Origin of the sequence: Lacrimispora sp. (genome assembly GCF_036758025.1) — a bacterium.
GTDB lineage: Bacteria > Bacillota > Clostridia > Lachnospirales > Lachnospiraceae > Lacrimispora.
Window position 1 is genome coordinate 1 of the sequence record NZ_DAIOXM010000027.1, and the last position, 17,462, is coordinate 17,462.

A 17,462-nucleotide genomic window follows, 5' to 3' on the forward strand; every position below is an offset into this window, starting at 1 on the left:
TATTAGAATTTTCAGGGTTTTACATACTGTTCAATCTTCTGTTTTCAAAGTGCTTGTACATCTATACATCTGTTTGAAACTTTCGCATCAGCAGATGTTAACGCAGAAGGAGGGATTTGAACCCTCGCGCCGCTATTAACGGCCTACTCCCTTTCCAGGGGAGCCCCTTCAGCCACTTGGGTACTTCTGCAGGTAGCTGTTTATGTTATTCAGCGGCTTAAAATCTGCCAACGGAGAGGGTGGGATTCGAACCCACGCGCCCTTGCGGACAAACGGTTTTCAAGACCGCCTCGTTATGACCACTTCGATACCTCTCCAAATGTGCTTTTACATTTTAATAGAAGTCCATGCTTTTGTCAAGCACTTTTTTCTATTTCTTTAAATCTCTTGGAGACTCATAAGTTCATTTTTGCGACTCTCACGAGCTGCAACTTGGATAGTTTATCATTGTTTGATTGTTCTGTCAACATGTTTTTACAATTTTTTCAAGCTAATATTTTCAGACCTTGAAAGCGGGCCAAAAGCCCTGCTTTTTACCTCTTGTTCCGGGCAAAATCATCCCGCTGTACTACCCGCTAATCCAGCCGTTAATCAGTTCCGTATTAAACTTTATCCAGTCCCGGGCTGATTCAAGGGGTTCTTTGCCGTCTTCTTTCATAGACTTCATAAAATCTCTCAGTTCTGCCTCATTCACTTTAAAGTTCTTTAGAAACAATGCGACCTCCGGCATATCTGATCCTAACCCTTTCCGGACATATTTATGAACACTTTCTTCACTATTATAAGAAATACCCAGATCTATCATGTCGCTTTCGTATTGTTCCACCTGGCTTTTGTGGATGATTGGAAGACGTACATTCAAAAAGGCATCTGCGTCCCCGGCAGCAAGAGCGGCAAAGGCAGCATCAGCATCTTCCATAATCAGTTCTACCCGATAGCCCATTCTATCCTCCAGCACTGCGGCGGCCAGGCTGGTCAGGGCTATTCCTTCATCCCAGTCCACATAAGTCAGTCTTATATTCCTCTCCGGTTCTTCAATCCTGAGCCTGCGGCAGCCGAACAGCCCCACAGCTGCAATTGACAATGCCAGAATCGTCCCTATTACTTTCTTTCCCATAACTCTCTCCTTTGATTCATTTACCCAGAAAGCATCCCTGTACTTTTAATCCACGGTTCTTTCTGTCTTCCTTTGTATCTATTTCTTATTTTGAGGCAATATGTCTTTCATGCTAGCACAGATCATTTTAATTGTCAAATTCATGAACATTGGAGAATTCAAGGCCTGGAGAAAAAAAAGCAGGCCTCCTGTTAAGGGGCCTGCCGGGATTTGAATATTATTTGTCTGGATATAGGAAGTTATGGGATGTTTTGCAGAAATAAAGCTGCGATTTCCAAGTCCTCCGGTGTAGTGACCTTAATATTAGAATAATCGCCCCGGATCAACTTCACTTTTTCCTTGGTCATAGTTTCCACCACCATGGCGTCGTCGGTGATTCCCTCCTGATGCTGCTCTGATGACATGAGCATTTCATAAGCGTTCAGAACAAGGCCGTATTCAAAGGCCTGGGGAGTCTGGATCAGCCACAGGCGGCTCCGGTCCGGTGTTACGGAAGCAAATTCGTCTTCATCGGAAATTTTTATAGTGTCTTTAACCGGCATTCCCACCACGCAGGCCCGGTAGGTTCTGGCTCCAAGGGAAGCTCTGTCGATGATTTCAGCCGTTACGCAGGGTCTGGCTCCGTCGTGAATCAGGACATATTCGCAGTTCTTCACCGCTTTCAGTCCCTGGTATACGGAGTGGTATCGTTCTTTTCCGCCTTCTGTAATGGCTTTTACCTTGGTGAAGCCGTACTTTTCTACGATTTCACTTTGGCAGTACTCCATTTCCCCACGGCCTGTCACCAGAATGATATCATCCACGGAGCTGTTCTCAAAAGCGCAGAGAGTATAATACAGAAGGGGTTTCCCGGAAATCTCCAGGTATTGCTTATGAACCTGGCTTTCCATGCGGGTCCCTTTTCCTGCTGCTAAAAGGACTGCTGCTATTCTTCCCTTCATCGGATCACCTCTCCCCTAATTTTAAATTGGGAACTGCGTTTAAATCCCAGTCCGCCCTGGCTCCGTTGATGTATTCATAGTAAGCGGCAACGGCAATCATGGCTGCATTATCGGTGCAGTAAATGGGGGATGGGTAATAGAAATCGGCTTTGGCTTTTTTGCAGGCAAGGGCCATTCCTTCCCTAAGCGCGGAATTAGAGGCCACGCCTCCTGCTATGGCAATCTTTTTTATGCCGTATTCCTTTGCAGCGGCCATGGTGTGGCTGACCAGTACATCTACAACAGCTTTTTGGAAGGAAGCTGCCAGATCAGGAACATTTATTTCTTCTCCCATCATCTTTCCATGGTTGATGTGGTTTAAAACCGCCGACTTTAAGCCGCTGAAGCTGAAATCATAGACATTTCCTTCTACTTTAGCCCTTGGAAATGAAATGGCATCGGGATTCCCCTCTTTGGCCGCTTTATCAATCTTGGGGCCGCCCGGATATCCAAGGCCTACGGCTCTTGCCACCTTGTCAAATGCTTCGCCTGCCGCATCATCTCTGGTCCGTCCCAGAATTTCAAATTCCCCGTAATCCTTTACAATGACCAGATGGGTATGGCCTCCTGATACGATGAGACAGAGAAACGGCGGCTCCAGCTCCGGATGCTCGATGAAGTTGGCGGATATGTGGCCTTCTATATGGTGTACGCCTACCAAAGGCTTTTTGGCAGCATAGGCAATGGCTTTTGCCTCTGCAACGCCCACCAAAAGGGCTCCCACAAGTCCGGGACCATAGGTCACTCCAATGGCATCTATGTCCTTTAAGGTGACATTTGCTTCTGAAAGAGCTGTTTCAATGACCTGGTTGATCTTTTCAATGTGCTTTCTGGAGGCGATTTCCGGCACCACTCCTCCGTAAACCGTGTGAAGAGCGATCTGGGAGGAAATCACGTTGGAAAGGACCTCTCTTCCGTTTTTTACCACTGCTGCTGCTGTTTCATCACAGGAGCTTTCAATGGCCAGTATATAAACATCTTCTTCTGTATGATTTTTCTTCATTGCCATTTCCTCATTCCTCATCAAATTCCAGTTCCAGGGTCCAGCCATCTCTGGCTGCTTTGGACCGGGGGAAGATTTCCCGGACCTTGTCCATAAACTCCTCGGGTCTTGTAAGGGAGGGGCTGTAATGAGTCAGCCACATCTGTTTCGGCTGAGCTTCCTTTGCCAGTCTGGCAGCTTCGTAAAAGGTCATGTGTCTGTATTCCCTGGCCTTGGCCTCTTTTCCCTCTTCTCCGTACATGCCCTCGCAGATAAAAAGATCCGCCTCCCTGGCATATTCTGCAATCACAGGAACCGGTCTTGTATCGGTACAGTAGGTGACTTTCAGTCCTCTCCTTGCAGGTCCTAAGACCATGTCGGGAGTCAGAGTCCGTTCTCCGTCCTCTATAACCTCTCCCTTTTGCAGGCGGCTCCAGAACTTCTGGGGAATTTGGGCGTCTCTGGCCCGGTCCACGTCAAAGCGGCCTGTTCTCGGAATGGAGATGGAATAGCCGTAGCATATCACATTGTGATTTACCCGGTAAGCGTCAATCACATAGGGGCCGGCTTTTATCTGCTCCTGATTTTCAGAAAGCTCGATAAATTCCAGGTCAAAGGGCAGCTCCGGAGCAATGGTCCGCAGGGCTCCCACCACCCGCTCCAAGCCTCTTGGCCCGATTAAGGTCAGAGGCTCTGTCCTCTCGGCATTTCCCATGGTCAGAAGCAGACCGGGAAGGCCGCTGATGTGGTCGGCATGGTAGTGGGTAAAGCAAATGACATCAATGGGCTTGGGACTCCAGCCCTTTTCCTTTAAGGCAATCTGGGTTCCTTCCCCGCAGTCAATGAGGAGACTGCTTCCGTCGCATCTTGCCATCATGGCCGTCAGCCAACGGTAGGGCAGAGGCATCATCCCTCCGGTTCCCAGCAAACATATATCCAGCATAAAATTTCCTCTTCTCTAGTTTGATTTTTGAGTTGGTACAGAAAAACAGCAAGTTTTACTGTATTGGCGAACGTACGCGGTGCATTCATAATTTGGCTGCGCCGCTGAACTCTAAAAGCATAACACAAAGAAGAGGCAATTAGCAACTATAAATATTCCAGCTGTTCTTCTCTCTCCACTGGAATCCTGAATTCCGAAATCATGGCATCGTAGCAGGTTTCACATAAATCAAAATGATGAACTTCCCCATCTTTCTCTGAAAAGAAATCCCAGGCATGGCTGATGTGTATAATTCCTTCCCTGGCTACTCCTTTTGACACGATGATCTTTTTTCCGCAGCAATTACATATAACCGTTTCAAGCTGACCTCCGTTTTTGTACTTTCTCATCTTATTCTCACCTTTCCTTTTTATCGTCCCTGCTTTTTCGGACATAAAGGTATACCCGCAGGGTGCTTCCTTTTTATCGTCCTTGCTTTTCGGACATAAGGGGATACCCGCAGAGTGCTTCCTTATTTCTGCCCACGCATTCCCTGGCATCATGACATGCCTGCAAGGCTCTCCTTTTTCGCGCTTTCCAGTTATGACCTGATTCTTTTCCCCTCTCATCTGATGAATGTTCACTCAGCTAAACTGGCTGACGCTTTTGTTGGTTCGTCTTCATTAAGCTGCTTTCGGCAAGGGATAGAAAAAAGGGCATCCATACTGGATACCCCTACATTATAAACGGTGTTCTCCCTTATTTTTAGTGGTAAATGTTTCATATCAGGTTATTTCTCATGATAACAGCATTTTCACTGGGATTTTGGTAGTAATTTTTTCGGATGCCTTCCTCCTGAAAACCATAGGATTTATAAAGGTTTATGGCGATTTTATTGCTTTCACGGACCTCTAAAAATATGGATGTGACCGCCTTTTCTTTGGAATATTCTGCCAGCCTCTCCATAAGTTTCTTCGCCAGCCCCCCACCCCTATATTCAGGCAGAATGGCGATGCGAAACAGCTCTGCTTCTCCTGCAATTATGCGGAAAACGCAGTACCCTTTCACCGCTCCGTCTTCCTCCAGAACCAGCCAGGTGTCGAATGGACTTTCTATTCCCTCTTTTATGGTTTCCAGGGACCAGGGATCGGAAAAGCAGGCCTGCTCGGTATCACTGACTTTCAAAACATCTTCCGGCCTCATTTCACGAACCATGGGATTCTCCCTTTAAAGCGTTTTCCTCCCGCTCCCGTTCAGCCTGAGGCTTTCTTAAGTATTCAGGGCCATGATCGGCCGCAGGGACTGTCTTTCCTTCTTCATAATACAAAGAGCCCAAGGCCGCCACTGCTGCTGCCCGCTGCCGGTTTAAGTGGGCTGGGGCAAAAACAAAGGGGGTTTTCATATTTTCTTCAATCCGGCTTTGATATACGGGAACCCCGTCTCCCAAAAAGATGACTTTTTGTCCGGTTTCGTTTAATTCTTCTATTAAATCCATGATATCCATGGCACACTGTTCCTTTACCACGGAAAATCCGGTGCGGTTGTCATAGATTCCGGTATATACCTGATTTCTTCTGGCATCCATAATAGGGCAGACCAGATAGGCGCTGCCGTATAAATTGTAAGCCATGGCATCTACGGTAGGAACGGAAATCATGGGCTTGTCCAGAGCCAGGCCCAGGCCTTTTCCCGTGGCAGAGCCGATCCGAAGGCCGGTAAAGGAACCGGGGCCGCCGGAAACGGCTATTGCATCAATGGTTTCCAAATCCGCTTCCGTCATTTTCACAATCTCATCCAGCATGGGAAGAAGGGTCTGGGAGTGGGTTTTCTTAAAATTCACCGTGTATTCCGCAGTCAGCACCTGATCCGTTACAATGGCAACAGAGGCTACCAGGGATGAGCTTTCAATTCCAAGTATCTTCATTTATAATCCCTCCACGGTTATTTTTCTGTAATCAAATCCTTTTTCCAGGTCCTTTTCAATGGTTACGGTTATGACCTCTTCCGGAAGAAGCTCTTCAATCAGGCCGGACCATTCGATCAGGCTCACTCCTTCTCCGTAAAAGCAGTCCTCATAACCGATCTCGTCCATCTCGCTGATGTCTCCGATCCGGTAAACATCAAAGTGATAAAATGGCAGGCGCCCGTCGTCATACTGCTGGACGATGGTAAAGGTGGGGCTGTTTACCGGGCCCTCAATTTCAAGGCCTGATGCAAAGCCCTGAGTGAAAACGGTCTTTCCCACCCCTAAATCTCCGTTTAAACAGTATACGGAAGAGGGCTTCGCTTCCTCTCCCAGCTTTTTTCCAAGTTCAAAGGTTTCCTTCGGACTCAGGCTTTCTATTACCATCATCATATCCTCTTTCGCCTCTTGGGAGGCAGCTTTTCTTTTATGAGCTCAGTGATTTCCGCCTTTTTTTCTGCCATACAGCCATCAGTAAGAAGATAGGCTCTGATCTGGTCCATGTAAAGGATGATCATATCTCCTATCCGCACTCCCCTCTTGACATTTTCCCAATTCAGGAGCAGGCTTTCCTCTCCCTGGGAAACTAAAAACCCATCCTCATCAAAGGAAAGCGTCATTCCGTTTTGAATCCTCGGATTTTTGGCCTGTTTGACAGACCTATAGTAGAGAAGAAGGGGCTGCCAGACCGTAAATATAAGGGCGCTGACCAGGAGCATGATCCGGTAAGCCACAGTGCTGGTGCTCCAGGCGGTTATCAGCAGATAAGCAGCGGCCAGGCTGAAAATAGCAGAAAATATCCCCTTACTTCCCCAGTAGGCATGATACAGGGAAAATTTCCACAAATCCTTTGCTGTTAATTTTATTTCTATTACAATCGGGAACTTTTCTTCCACGTTGTCCTCCTTCTTGCGCAAATCCTGCGCAGCGGCCTTTGGCACTGTTCTTTTACAACTTCATGGTCAGAGCGATCCGCTTCTTTGGCACGTCCACGCTTATGACCTTCACTTCCACAATATCTCCTACGCTGACTGCTTCCAAGGGATGTTTAATAAACTTGTCCGAAATCTGGGAAATGTGAACCAGTCCGTCCTGATGGACTCCGATATCCACAAATGCGCCGAAATCAATGACATTTCTCACCGTTCCCTTTAAGACCATGCCCGGCTTTAAATCCTTCATTTCCATAACATCGGTGCGCAGAATAGGGGCAGGCATCTGGTCTCTTGGGTCCCTGGCGGGCTTTTCCAATTCCTTTACAATGTCCCGCAAGGTGATCTCGCCGATTTCCAGTTCAGCAGCCAAAGCCTTATAATCAATGACCTTTTTACCGATTCCGCTTAAGCCGCCCTCAGACAGCTCCTTTAAATCATAGCCCAGCTTTCCTAAAAGCTTCTTTGCAGCATCATAGGATTCCGGATGGACACTGGTGCCGTCTAAAGGATTCTTCCCGCCCTGGATTCTCATAAACCCGGCACACTGCTCGTACGCCTTTGGCCCAAGCTTGGAAACCTTTAAAAGCTGGCTTCTACCAGTAAAGGCACCGTTTTCTTCCCGGTATACCACGATGTTTTTGGCAATGGCTTTGGAAATGCCGGAAATGTATTCCAAAAGAGAAGCGGAAGCCGTGTTCAAATCCACGCCCACCTTGTTGACACAGTCCTCCACCACGCCCTGAAGAGCTTCGCTTAAATGCTTCTGGTTCATATCGTGCTGGTACTGCCCTACTCCAATGGACTTGGGATCGATCTTAACCAGCTCTGCAAGAGGGTCCTGAAGCCTTCTTGCGATGGAGGCCGCACTTCTCTGTCCCACATCAAAGTTGGGGAATTCTTCTGTCGCCAGCTTGCTGGCAGAGTAAACCGAGGCCCCTGCCTCGTTGACAATAATATACTGAACCTGTTCCGGAATTTCCTTTAGAAGTTCTACAATCACTGCTTCTGATTCTCTGGAGGCCGTTCCATTTCCCACGGAAATCAAGGAAATGCCATATTTTTTAATCAGCTTTTTCACAACGGCCTTTGCTTCTTCCACCTTATTCTGAGGAGCTGTGGGATAAATGACCACTGTGTCCAGAACTTTTCCTGTTTCATCCACCACTGCCAGCTTACAGCCGGTTCTGAATGCCGGGTCCCAGCCCAGAACCACACGGCCCACAATGGGAGGCTGCATGAGAAGCTGTTCCAGATTTTTTCCAAACAGCCTGATTGCTCCATCCTCAGCCTTTTCCGTCAGCTCACTCCGCACCTCCCGCTCAATGGCCGGATAAATGAGACGGTTGTAGCTGTCCTCAACCACCGCTTTTAAAATAGGAGCGGTATAAGGGTTGTCCTTTACAATGACCTGCTTTTCCAGAAAACGCAGAATCTGTTCCTCCGGAGCCAAAACCTTCACGGTGAGCAGCTTTTCCTTTTCTCCCCGGTTTAAGGCGAGAATTCTATGGCCTGCCGTCTTTTTGATGGTTTCTTCATAGTTATAATACATCTCATATACAGACTCTGCCTCTTCATCCTTGGCAGAGGACTGGAGAATTCCCTGGCTCATGACGGCATTGCGGATGTAGGTGCGGTACTCTGCATTGTCAGAAATCCGTTCTGCCAGAATATCCTTTGCCCCTTCCACTGCTTCCTCTGCAGAAGAAACGCCTTTTTCTTCTGAAATATAGGCTGCGGCAGCCTCTATAACAGGTGCCTTTGCCATCTGAAGCATAATGAGATCTGCAAGAGGCTCCAATCCCTTTTCCTTCGCAATGGTAGCCCTGGTCCTTCTTTTCGGCTTATAGGGACGGTATAAATCCTCCACCGCCACCAAAGTCCTGGCCTCTAAAATCTGCTTTTCCAGCTCCGGTGTCAGCTTTTCCTGTTCCCTGATGGAAGAAAGAACCTGGCCCTTGCGCTCCTCTAAGTTGCGGAGATAGCGAAGCCGTTCATCCAGACTGCGGAGCACCTCATCATTTAAAGAACCTGTCGCTTCCTTCCTGTATCTTGCAATAAAGGGAATGGTATTCCCTTCGTCAATAAGCTTCACCGCAGCCTCCACCTGACCTCGTCCAATGGAAAGCTCTTCTTGTAATGCCTTTATAATATCCATGCTGATCCCCTTGTTTTCATAGTTTATACATGAGATATTATAATTCATCCCTCCCCCTTATGCAATACCCGTCTGGACAGAAGGAGGGAGTTGTGTTACACTCTTCACGAAAGCACCAAACTGGGGGAAAATGCCAATTCCCCTAGGAAACGAATCAAAAAAACACACGAGGTTTACACATGAACGAAAATAAAAACACCAATCCAAATAATCATAAAACCCCGCCCAGCTCTGCTGCCACTGCCGCATCCTGGTCTGTAATCCTGGGCGGCTTCGGTCTGGTGAGCAGTTGTATTCCCCTATTCAGCATCTGGGAGCTGCCTGCCGGATTATTTTTAGGAATCGCGGGAACCGCATGCGCTATCTATTCCAAGCAGGGCAAGCCCTTTACCCAGCAGGCCCAGCTGGGCCTGATTCTGTCTGTCATTTCTACAGTATGCGGCCTCCTCATGACCTTTTTCATCATCTTCATGTACGATATCATGGAAAGCGACACTCCACTGGGGCGGCATTTCAGGGAAACCCTTGAAGCCCTTTCCGTACCTCAGGAATAGTCTTATTTTATGACAGGAAGCAGATCCACCCCTAAGAAAACCAGCATATAATTTTTAAAAATCCAGTTAACCACTACAATAACGGCTCCCAGCAAAATAAAAAATCTTTCCCACTTTTTCCGGTCACGGGGACGCCAGACCAGCATGAATCCAAAAACCAGGATAGCATAAAGGACCAGCGGATGATATTGAAAACTCATTCGCAGGTCCCCCCGAAGCAGTGACCGGACAGCCCTGGTTCCTCCGCAGCCCGGACAGTAAAGTCCGGTCAGCAGAAGAAACGGGCAGGAAAAACCGATTCCCAGCAGCCGTTTTAACCAGTTCAGCCCCTTCATCTCTTTTAATCCGCCAGGTCAAAGGCGTCATGAACAGATCTCATAGCCCGGTTTACATCCTCTTCATGGATTAAAACCGTAATTCTTATTTCTGAGGTGGCAATCATCTTAATGTTGACATTAGCATTAGAAAGAGCCTCAAACATCTTGGCAGCTACTCCCGGATTGCTCATCATACCGGCTCCGATAATGGAAAGCTTTGCCACATCCTCTTCACTTGTTACAGCCTGGGCTGTAATGGACTCTTTATTCTTTTCCAAAAGATCTAAAGCATCTTTTAAATCCGTCTTTGCAACGGTAAAGGAAATATCCTTCTTCTCCTCACGCCCGATGGACTGAATGATAATATCCACGTTCATGTTGTGTTTTGCCAGAAGATTGAATATCTTAAAAGCAATTCCAGGTTGATTCTTTACACCAAGCACCGAAATACGGGCTACGTTCTTATCTGCGGCCACACCGCTAACCAGCATTCTTTCCAATTTTGTTTCCTCCTTGACGATGGTACCTTCTGCTCTGGTCAGACTTGACCGGACTACCAACTGTACTCCATAGCGTTTTGCCATCTCCACAGACCGGTTGTGAAGCACCTTGGCTCCCAAAGACGCAAACTCCAGCATTTCCTCATAAGAAACCTCCGGAAGCTTTCTGGCGTTAGGAACTATGTGGGGATCTGCGGTATATACTCCATCTACGTCTGTATAAATCTCACAGGCATCGGCGTGAAGGGCAGCCGCAAGAGCCACCGCTGTAGTGTCGGAGCCTCCACGGCCCAGTGTGGTCATATCATCGTATTTATTAACCCCTTGAAAACCTGTAATAATGACAATCTTTCTGGCCTCCAGCTCATGTCTGATCCGTTCTGTATCAATCCTCTTTAACTTGGCTGAGCCGTAGGCAGAGGTGGTGTGCATAGCCACCTGAGCCGCATTCAGGGAAACGGCGGGAACTCCCAAAACATTCATTGCCATAGCCATAAGGGATACACTGACCTGTTCCCCTGTGGATAAAAGCATATCCATCTCCCTCTTAGGGGGATTAGGATTTATCTCATGAGCCTTTGCAATCAGGCCGTCCGTGGTCTTTCCCATTGCCGACAGTACCACCACCACCTGATTTCCATTTTTATAGTCTTCGATACAGCGCTTTGCTGCATTGAAAATTCTTTCCTTGTCTGCGACGGAGCTTCCGCCAAACTTTTTTACTACTAACATCGATGTCTCTCCATTCCGCTATACTGCATGCTTATCAATCTGTTATACAGATTCCAGTTCTGCGCGGATACGCTGTCTGATTCCTGACAGCCGCTTCGCTTTTTCTCTGTACTCATCCTCAGTCATGGTTTCTGTGAGAACCGCAAATTCATCCTTATGCTCCAGTTCAATCACTTCCACCTTGCCCAGTACCTCTTCCACTTCCTTCCGGCGCTGATCTGCAAGACCTTTCAGCCTTACAAAATAACGGAAGGAAAGACCGCCTAAATCTGAAACGGTAAGAGTCTGGTCATCCCAGCCCATCTCCACGTGATGGCCGGGATTCTTAAGGGCCTCTATCATATCTGCAACCACGGCGCTGGCTGTGGGAAGCTTTCCGGCTCCGCTTCCGTAAAACATGGAAGTGCCCAGCATATTTCCTTTTACCAGAATGCCGTTATAGGCATCGCTTACGGAATAGAGGGGATGGTCCTTTCCGATCATGACAGGAGCTGTAAATGCGTGGACCTTTCCGTTCTTCATCCGGCTGGAGCCAAGGAGCTTGACAGAGGTTCCCATTGCCTGGGCATATTCAAAGTCCACATCAGTGATCTTTGTAATCCCTTCTGTATAAATATGCTCATAATTGACCTCATGTCCCGCAGCTATGGCAGTTAGAATGGAAATTTTTCTGCAGGTGTCGTGTCCCTCCACGTCAGCCTCAGGATTCCGTTCCGCATAGCCCAGGTCCTGAGCCTCCCGAAGTGCCGCTTCAAAGGTCTCCCCTGTCTTATCCATCTTTGTCAGGATATAATTGGTGGTTCCGTTTAAAATTCCTGTGATCTCTTCAATCTCCTCACCTGCAAGAGAGGTGTAGAGAGGCCTGATAACGGGAATTCCGCCGCCTACGCTGGCTTCAAAAAAGAAGTTAACTTTATGCTCTGCCGCAATCCTTAAAAGCTCTGTTCCGTGAGCCGCCACCAGGGCCTTGTTGGAGGTGGCAACATGCTTTCCTGCCTCTAAGCTGGCCTTTACAAAGGGATAAGCCGGATTCAGGCCGCCCATGGTTTCCACCACCATGGCAATCTCCGGATCTTTTTCAATGACAGAGAAGTCATGAACGATCTTATGTTCAATGGGTGTTCCGGGAAATTCTCTTAGGTCCAGAATGTATTTTACAAAAATCTCATGGCCTGTTTTTTTAGCGATGAGTTCCTTATTTTTTTCCAAAACCTCGACCACGCCCGAACCAACGGTACCGTAGCCCATAACAGCAACTTTTATCATAATTCTCCTCTTTTCTGCCAGCCTTTTCTGCCACTTCCCCAAGGTGTTTCTGTCCTTATTCTCTGGCTAAAATTTTCACGTAGTGGACTCCATCCTTTTCTTCTATATCCTCTACCATCTTGGAAACATTTCCGGTGGTTTCAAGCACCTCTACGCTAAGGGTCAAGGTTGCTACTCCGTTAACCGGAATACTCTGATGTATGGTAAGGATATTGGCTCGGTATACCGCCACCACGTGAAGCAGGTCTGACAGAAGTCCAGGTTCGTCATCCATCTGCATCACCAGGGTGATGGTCTTTCCCTTGGCATTGTCATAAAAGGGAAAGATATCATCCTTATACTTATAAAAAGAACTGCGGCTGATCCCAACCCGGTCAGTAGCCTCCTGAACCGTGATGACCCGCTCTGATTCCAGCAGCTTTTTCGCTTCAACTACCTTCAGCAATACTTCAGGTACAGCTTTCTGCTTTACCACAAAATATTTACTTTTTTCTTCCATAAAAAAATATCTTCCCTTCTGTGTCCGTAACAGAAATACATCTGTTTACATAGGGAAGATATTATCATATTTATGCAATGTATGCAACTATTTTTCTATTAATTTTACGAAATTGTTCAGGACGGCGGGATAATCGAAGGCTATACAAGAAGATTCCCGTCCGGGCTGCATCATTCCAGTTCCGTGTCCCCCACCTTTGCACCGGTGTTGATCCAGCGCAGATATGCATACATAAACTGGTCCAGAGCACCGTCTAAAACGCTGTTTACGTTGCCGGTTTCTGCTCCGGTTCTGTGGTCCTTGACCATGGTGTAAGGCTGCATAACGTAGGAACGGATCTGGTTTCCCCAGCCGATTTCTGTCACATCTCCGCGGATGCCCGACAGCTTTTCTGCATTTTCCTGCTGTTTCAGCATATACAGCTTGGCTTTCAGCATCTGCATGGCCTTGTCTTTGTTCTGGAACTGGGAACGCTCATTCTGGCACTGCACCACAATGCCTGTAGGCAGATGGGTAATTCGGATGGCAGAGGATGTCTTGTTGATGTGCTGTCCGCCGGCTCCGCTGGAACGGTAGGTATCAATCCGCAGATCCTCTTCATTGACCTCTACATCAAGGTCCTCTTCAATATCCGGCATTACATCGCAGGACACAAAGGAGGTCTGGCGTTTTCCTGCCGCATTAAAGGGAGATATCCGCACAAGGCGGTGGACTCCTTTTTCCGACTTTAAATAGCCATAGGCATTAGACCCGTTGACCTGAATGGTAACGGACTTAATACCGGCTTCTTCGCCGTCTAAATAGTCCAGAACTTCGATGGAGAAGCCTTTCTTTTCTGCCCAGCGGCAGAACATGCGGTAGAGGATGCTGCACCAGTCACAGGATTCTGTTCCTCCTGCTCCTGCGTTCAGCCTTAATATGGCGTTGTGGTCGTCATATTCCCCTGACAGCAGGGTGTTGATGCGCATTTCCTCCAGCTTTTCCTTGAATTCATTCAGCATCTCTTCCACTTCGGGCACCAGGGATGGGTCATTTTCTTCATTTCCCATCTCGATCATGACGCTGATGTCCTCGTATTGCTGCTCCAAATCCTTGTAGCCCTGAACGGTATCTTTTAAATTCTTGGCAAGCTGGACGATCTTTGCAGACTTCTCCGGGTCCCCCCAGAAATCGGGCTCTTCCATGGATTTGTCCAGCTCATCGATTCTCTTTAACTTATTATCTAAGTCAAAGTGAATCCCTCACTTCCACTAATGGTTTTTGAAACGTTGATAATTCGTATTTATACTGGTCAAACTCTACCACTGTGTCACCCACTTTCATTTTATATTGTATGTTCACTCAACTAAACTCGCTATCGCTCGTTAAGGTTCGTGAACGGCCTCGCACTAAATTCAGCCTTCGCCTTCGGCTCGACTTCATTAAGTTGCTTTCGGTCTATGCCGGTTTGCGTCCGCAGCACTGTTTGTATTTCTTTCCGGAGCCGCAGGGACAAGGATCGTTGGGATAAACCTTTGCTTCCATCTTCTTGGCAGGCTCTCTCACTCCGCTGTCATCTTTGTTGGTTCCGGTCACCTTGGCTGCCGGTTCCCTCTCTACCTTCTGCTCTACCTTGATGTGGAACAGAATTCTTACGGTATCCTCACGGATGGCCGCTGTCATCTCATCAAACATCTGGTATCCGCTCATCTTATATTCCACCAGCGGATCTCTCTGTCCGTAAGCCTGGAGGCCGATACCCTGGCGGAGCTGTTCCATATCGTCAATATGGGACATCCATTTATTGTCAATTACCTTTAAGAGAATGACACGCTCGATTTCACGGATCTGCTCTCCCTCAGGGAATTCTGCTTCCTTGGATTCGTAAAGCTTGATAGCCTCTTCCTTCAGCAGGTGCTTTAATTCATTTCTCTTGATCTTCTTATCTTCTGGAAGAGTGATGGGCTTTAAAGGCACAATAGGAAGAAGAAGGGTGTTCAGTTCATTTAAATCCCACTCTTCCGGTGACTGTTCTTCGCTGATAGTAAGGTCAACGGCATTTTCCACCAGATCTGTCACCATCTTTAAGATGACATCACGCATGTTGTCTCCGTCTAATACCTTTCTTCTCTCCGCATAGATCACTTCACGCTGCTCGTTCATGACCTCGTCGTATTTAAGAAGGTTTTCACGGATGCCGTAGTTGTTGGTCTCGATCTTCATCTGGGCCTTTTCAATGGCATTGGACAGCATCTTGTGTTCAATCTGCTCTCCCTCCGGCACTCCAAGGGCATTGAACATGCCTACAAGGCGCTCGGAACCGAACAGACGCATCAAATCGTCTTCCAGGGAAATGTAGAACCTGGATTCACCCTGATCTCCCTGACGTCCGGAACGTCCGCGGAGCTGGTTGTCAATACGGCGTGATTCATGGCGCTCTGTACCGATGATCTTTAAGCCGCCTGCTGCCTTTGATTCGTCATCCAGCTTAATATCCGTACCACGGCCTGCCATGTTGGTGGCAATGGTAACCGCTTTGTGGATACCTGCATCTGCTACGATCTCGGCCTCCAGCTCATGGTATTTGGCATTGAGCACTTTATGGGGAATGCCCCGGCGCTTTAACATGCCGCTTAACATCTCAGAGGTTTCAATGGTAATGGTACCAACCAGAACCGGCTGTCCTTTTGCGTAAGCCTCTTCCACTTCATCGCATACTGCCTTGAATTTTTCTTTCTTTGTTTTATAAACCGCATCCTCCTGATCGATACGGGCAATGGGGCGGTTGGTTGGGATGGCAACAGCATCCATTCCGTAGGTGTTACGGAATTCCTTTTCCTCTGTCAGAGCCGTACCGGTCATACCGGACTTTTTGTTGTACTTATTAAAGAAGTTCTGGAAGGTGATGGTAGCAAGGGTCTTACTCTCCCTGCGGACATTCACATGCTCCTTGGCTTCAATTGCCTGATGGAGGCCGTCAGAATACCGTCTGCCGGGCATAATACGTCCGGTAAACTCATCTACAATCAGGACTTCGTCATCCTTTACCACATAATCCTTATCGCGGAACATAAGATAATTGGCGCGAAGGGCCAGAATGATGTTGTGCTGGATCTCTAAGTTTTTGGGATCAGACAGGTTTTCGATCTGGAAGAACTTCTCTACCTTTTCCACACCCTGTTCTGTTAAGTTTACAACTTTATCTTTTTCATCAACTACGAAATCTCCGCTTTCCGTAATTTCCTCTCCCATGATGGCAGCCATCTTGGAAAATTCACCGGAAGCCTGACCACGCTCTAACTGGCGGGCCAGAATATCGCAGACTTCATATAATTTAGTGGATTTGCCGCTTTGTCCGGAAATGATAAGAGGAGTTCTTGCCTCGTCGATCAATACGGAGTCCACCTCATCAATGATACAGAAATCCAGATTACGGAGAACCATCTGCTCTTTGTAAATAGCCATGTTATCTCTTAAGTAATCGAATCCCAGCTCATTGTTGGTTACATAGGTGATGTCGCAGTTGTATGCGGCACGTCTTTCATCGGAATTCATGGAGTTTAAGACAACGCCTACGGTCAGGCCCAGGAACTCATGAACCTTTCCCATCCACTCCGCATCTCGCTTTGCCAGGTAGTCGTTGACCGTAACGATCTGAACACCTTTTCCTGCCAGTGCATTTAAATAAGCAGGGCAGGTAGACACCAGGGTCTTACCTTCACCTGTCTTCATTTCCGCAATACGGCCCTGATGGAGAACCATGCCGCCGATTAACTGCACACGGAAATGTTCCATATTAAGAACTCTTTTTGCGGCTTCTCTTACGGTGGCAAATGCTTCAGGCAGAATGTCGTCAAGGGTCTCGCCTGCTGCCAGCCTTTCCTTAAAAAGCTTTGTGTTATTTTTCAGTTCTTCATCGGTTAAGGCAATCATGGCCGGACGGAGAGCTTCTATCTTATCCGCAATGGGATTGATCAATTTTAATTCTCTTTCACTATGAGTTCCAAATATTTTTTGAACCAGGTTCATGTTTCTTTCTCCTACTCTTCTTACTGAATGCACGATATAATCCTGTATATTGTAGCACTAACCTTTCTTTAATTCAATGAATTCATAAAAAATTAACATTCTTGCAATAATCAAATCCTTTTTTGTCAGATCCTTCCTTTTTCTCCGGCAAACTTCGGCAAATGATGGGAAATTATGGTTAACCTGACATATTGCACAAAAAATCTGTTCGATTTTTCACCTTTCCACATTATCCACAACCCATTGTGTATGTTTCCCCCATTTTTATCCCCACGCCCATCCCTCATAATTCTGTAAAAAAACAGTTATACACCAAGTTATCCACATTATCCACAGTTTTTCTCCACATATACGCGTTTTTCCCCTCTTCCTGGAAAACCTTTCAATTTTTGTGTACTTGTCATAAAATTATCTTTTTCGACGAAAAAATCCCTTTTTCCCTTGACATTTTCCAAGGTGTATATATAGTTTTTCAATAAATTGATAAAATATAAGTCGAGGGATTTTATAAAAAAATTTCCATTAATTATCT

Annotated in this window: 17 protein-coding genes and 2 tRNA genes; 1 reads left to right on the forward strand and 18 read right to left on the reverse strand. The window is 47.0% G+C overall.

Annotation, left to right across the window (positions count from 1 at the left end; genetic code table 11):
- Positions 1 to 101 precede the first annotated feature (101 nt).
- The 12 genes from V7M78_RS18415 to V7M78_RS18470 form a co-directional block, all read right to left on the reverse strand.
- Positions 102 to 190 (reverse strand) — tRNA-Ser (locus V7M78_RS18415).
- Between the two features lie 41 nt (positions 191 to 231).
- Positions 232 to 317: transfer RNA gene (locus tag V7M78_RS18420), tRNA-Ser, on the reverse strand.
- Positions 318 to 568: 251 nt separating this feature from the next.
- On the reverse strand, positions 569 to 1,117 hold the full coding sequence (locus tag V7M78_RS18425) for a glycine betaine ABC transporter substrate-binding protein (protein WP_333651834.1): 549 nt from the start codon (positions 1,115 to 1,117) through the stop codon (positions 569 to 571).
- Between the two features lie 239 nt (positions 1,118 to 1,356).
- Complete coding sequence (gene ispD, locus V7M78_RS18430) at positions 1,357 to 2,058, reverse strand: 2-C-methyl-D-erythritol 4-phosphate cytidylyltransferase (RefSeq protein WP_333651835.1); 702 nt, start codon at positions 2,056 to 2,058, stop codon at positions 1,357 to 1,359.
- A gap of 4 nt (positions 2,059 to 2,062) precedes the next feature.
- Positions 2,063 to 3,100, reverse strand: a complete 1,038-nt coding sequence (gene tsaD, locus V7M78_RS18435; protein WP_333651836.1) for a tRNA (adenosine(37)-N6)-threonylcarbamoyltransferase complex transferase subunit TsaD — start codon at positions 3,098 to 3,100, stop codon at positions 2,063 to 2,065.
- A 10-nt stretch (positions 3,101 to 3,110) separates the two neighbouring features.
- On the reverse strand, positions 3,111 to 4,022 hold the full coding sequence (locus tag V7M78_RS18440) for a ribonuclease Z (protein WP_333651837.1): 912 nt from the start codon (positions 4,020 to 4,022) through the stop codon (positions 3,111 to 3,113).
- 146 nt (positions 4,023 to 4,168) lie between these two features.
- Complete coding sequence (locus tag V7M78_RS18445) at positions 4,169 to 4,411, reverse strand: hypothetical protein (RefSeq protein ID WP_333651838.1); 243 nt, start codon at positions 4,409 to 4,411, stop codon at positions 4,169 to 4,171.
- Between the two features lie 370 nt (positions 4,412 to 4,781).
- Positions 4,782 to 5,216, reverse strand: a complete 435-nt coding sequence (rimI, locus tag V7M78_RS18450; RefSeq protein ID WP_333651839.1) for a ribosomal protein S18-alanine N-acetyltransferase — start codon at positions 5,214 to 5,216, stop codon at positions 4,782 to 4,784.
- Positions 5,206 to 5,925, reverse strand: a complete 720-nt coding sequence (tsaB, locus tag V7M78_RS18455) for a tRNA (adenosine(37)-N6)-threonylcarbamoyltransferase complex dimerization subunit type 1 TsaB (RefSeq protein WP_333651840.1) — start codon at positions 5,923 to 5,925, stop codon at positions 5,206 to 5,208. Before tsaB ends, rimI begins: the two co-directional genes overlap by 11 nt.
- A complete protein-coding gene (gene tsaE, locus V7M78_RS18460; RefSeq protein ID WP_333651879.1) occupies positions 5,926 to 6,351 on the reverse strand; it encodes a tRNA (adenosine(37)-N6)-threonylcarbamoyltransferase complex ATPase subunit type 1 TsaE in 426 nt (141 codons plus the stop codon).
- Positions 6,352 to 6,353: 2 nt separating this feature from the next.
- Entirely contained in the window at positions 6,354 to 6,860 is a 507-nt protein-coding gene (locus tag V7M78_RS18465; RefSeq protein ID WP_333651841.1) for a YcxB family protein, read from the reverse strand.
- A gap of 52 nt (positions 6,861 to 6,912) precedes the next feature.
- Positions 6,913 to 9,054, reverse strand: a complete 2,142-nt coding sequence (locus V7M78_RS18470) for a Tex family protein (RefSeq protein ID WP_333651842.1) — start codon at positions 9,052 to 9,054, stop codon at positions 6,913 to 6,915.
- Between the two features lie 179 nt (positions 9,055 to 9,233).
- Here V7M78_RS18470 and V7M78_RS18475 point away from each other — a divergent pair, with 179 nt between their 5' ends.
- Entirely contained in the window at positions 9,234 to 9,608 is a 375-nt protein-coding gene (locus tag V7M78_RS18475) for a sodium:solute symporter (protein ID WP_333651843.1), read from the forward strand.
- Positions 9,609 to 9,610: 2 nt separating this feature from the next.
- Here the strand turns inward: V7M78_RS18475 and V7M78_RS18480 are convergent, their stop codons facing one another.
- The 6 genes from V7M78_RS18480 to secA all read right to left on the reverse strand — a co-directional run bounded on the left by V7M78_RS18480 (position 9,611) and on the right by secA (position 16,930).
- Positions 9,611 to 9,943 (reverse strand): DUF2752 domain-containing protein, encoded by a 333-nt coding sequence (locus tag V7M78_RS18480; protein WP_333651844.1) that lies wholly within the window; start codon positions 9,941 to 9,943, stop codon positions 9,611 to 9,613.
- Between the two features lie 5 nt (positions 9,944 to 9,948).
- Positions 9,949 to 11,157, reverse strand: coding sequence for an aspartate kinase (locus tag V7M78_RS18485; RefSeq protein ID WP_333651845.1), 1,209 nt, complete (start codon positions 11,155 to 11,157; stop codon positions 9,949 to 9,951).
- 42 nt (positions 11,158 to 11,199) lie between these two features.
- Positions 11,200 to 12,423 carry a homoserine dehydrogenase gene (locus V7M78_RS18490; RefSeq protein ID WP_333651846.1) on the reverse strand — a complete coding sequence of 408 codons (1,224 nt, stop codon included), beginning with the start codon at positions 12,421 to 12,423 and terminating at the stop codon, positions 11,200 to 11,202.
- A 55-nt stretch (positions 12,424 to 12,478) separates the two neighbouring features.
- Positions 12,479 to 12,922, reverse strand: a complete 444-nt coding sequence (locus tag V7M78_RS18495) for an ACT domain-containing protein (protein ID WP_333651847.1) — start codon at positions 12,920 to 12,922, stop codon at positions 12,479 to 12,481.
- 170 nt (positions 12,923 to 13,092) lie between these two features.
- A protein-coding gene (gene prfB / locus V7M78_RS18500) for a peptide chain release factor 2 (RefSeq protein ID WP_333651880.1) occupies positions 13,093 to 14,227 on the reverse strand; the annotation gives its coding sequence in 2 pieces (ribosomal slippage) (positions 13,093 to 14,151 and positions 14,153 to 14,227; 1,134 coding nt in all).
- 132 nt (positions 14,228 to 14,359) lie between these two features.
- Positions 14,360 to 16,930 (reverse strand): preprotein translocase subunit SecA, encoded by a 2,571-nt coding sequence (secA, locus tag V7M78_RS18505; RefSeq protein WP_333651848.1) that lies wholly within the window; start codon positions 16,928 to 16,930, stop codon positions 14,360 to 14,362.
- Between the last annotated feature and the right edge of the window lie 532 nt (positions 16,931 to 17,462).

Excerpts from the sequence above, each read along its gene's own strand:
- V7M78_RS18425 (WP_333651834.1), bottom strand. The coding sequence starts at position 1,117 with ATGGGAAAGAAAGTAATAGGGACGATTCTGGCATTGTCAATTGCAGCT.
- ispD (WP_333651835.1), bottom strand. The coding sequence starts at position 2,058 with ATGAAGGGAAGAATAGCAGCAGTCCTTTTAGCAGCAGGAAAAGGGACC.
- tsaD (WP_333651836.1), bottom strand. The coding sequence starts at position 3,100 with ATGAAGAAAAATCATACAGAAGAAGATGTTTATATACTGGCCATTGAA.
- V7M78_RS18440 (WP_333651837.1), bottom strand. The coding sequence starts at position 4,022 with ATGCTGGATATATGTTTGCTGGGAACCGGAGGGATGATGCCTCTGCCC.
- V7M78_RS18445 (WP_333651838.1), bottom strand. The coding sequence starts at position 4,411 with ATGAGAAAGTACAAAAACGGAGGTCAGCTTGAAACGGTTATATGTAAT.
- rimI (WP_333651839.1), bottom strand. The coding sequence starts at position 5,216 with ATGGTTCGTGAAATGAGGCCGGAAGATGTTTTGAAAGTCAGTGATACC.
- tsaB (WP_333651840.1), bottom strand. The coding sequence starts at position 5,925 with ATGAAGATACTTGGAATTGAAAGCTCATCCCTGGTAGCCTCTGTTGCC.
- tsaE (WP_333651879.1), bottom strand. The coding sequence starts at position 6,351 with ATGGTAATAGAAAGCCTGAGTCCGAAGGAAACCTTTGAACTTGGAAAA.
- V7M78_RS18470 (WP_333651842.1), bottom strand. The coding sequence starts at position 9,054 with ATGGATATTATAAAGGCATTACAAGAAGAGCTTTCCATTGGACGAGGT.
- V7M78_RS18475 (WP_333651843.1), top strand. The coding sequence starts at position 9,234 with ATGAACGAAAATAAAAACACCAATCCAAATAATCATAAAACCCCGCCC.
- V7M78_RS18480 (WP_333651844.1), bottom strand. The coding sequence starts at position 9,943 with ATGAAGGGGCTGAACTGGTTAAAACGGCTGCTGGGAATCGGTTTTTCC.
- V7M78_RS18485 (WP_333651845.1), bottom strand. The coding sequence starts at position 11,157 with ATGTTAGTAGTAAAAAAGTTTGGCGGAAGCTCCGTCGCAGACAAGGAA.
- V7M78_RS18490 (WP_333651846.1), bottom strand. The coding sequence starts at position 12,423 with ATGATAAAAGTTGCTGTTATGGGCTACGGTACCGTTGGTTCGGGCGTG.
- V7M78_RS18495 (WP_333651847.1), bottom strand. The coding sequence starts at position 12,922 with ATGGAAGAAAAAAGTAAATATTTTGTGGTAAAGCAGAAAGCTGTACCT.
- secA (WP_333651848.1), bottom strand. The coding sequence starts at position 16,930 with ATGAACCTGGTTCAAAAAATATTTGGAACTCATAGTGAAAGAGAATTA.